Origin of the sequence: Marinobacter salinexigens, assembly GCF_008370345.1 — a bacterium.
In the GTDB taxonomy this organism is placed as follows: domain Bacteria; phylum Pseudomonadota; class Gammaproteobacteria; order Pseudomonadales; family Oleiphilaceae; genus Marinobacter; species Marinobacter salinexigens.
In genome coordinates this window covers 1-482 of sequence record NZ_VTUU01000109.1, presented here as the reverse complement: position 1 = coordinate 482, position 482 = coordinate 1, and the positions used below count along the sequence as shown (strand labels likewise).

Below are 482 nucleotides of genomic sequence, written 5' to 3'. Positions count from 1 at the left end.
CCTCGCTGAAGATCTGGGCACCAGCCTTGAACCAGACGGCCTCGCCGAACTTGACSCCGTTGCGKGCSAGAAGCTCSGGGAAGACGCAGCCRAGRGCGCCSAGCATGGCCCACCKGCAGTGGATSACCTCGAGCTCRCGGTTCTTGGCRAAGGTYTCGGGGTCGGCCGAGAGGCCGGCRGTGTCCCACCCGTAGTCGCCKGGGAATTCGCCGGTSAGGTAGGAKGGRGGCTCRCCGGAGAAGGGGCCSARGTACTTGACACGGTCGGGGCCGTACCAGGGGCTGTCAGAGACGACGGGCTTGCCCCTGGCGACGCTCTTGCGCATGGTGATCCTGCCCTCGCCTACGATGTTGGAGACTGAAGGGGCGAGTTTCACAGCCTTGCCGGCGAGTGAAGGGGAGGAGAGGSCCATGGTGGCAGCCATGGTTGGATAGAGAAAGGGAGGAGGCTTGCGTCGTGTGACTGGTGGTAAGAGGAGAAAG

The 482-nt window shown here is 64.4% G+C and carries 1 protein-coding gene; it reads right to left on the bottom strand.

Annotation, left to right across the window (positions count from 1 at the left end):
* The coding region (locus FWJ25_RS20860) for a chlorophyll a/b-binding protein (RefSeq protein WP_188093687.1) at window positions 1–325 on the bottom strand (325 nt) is incomplete at its 3' end.
* Between the last annotated feature and the right edge of the window lie 157 nt (window positions 326–482).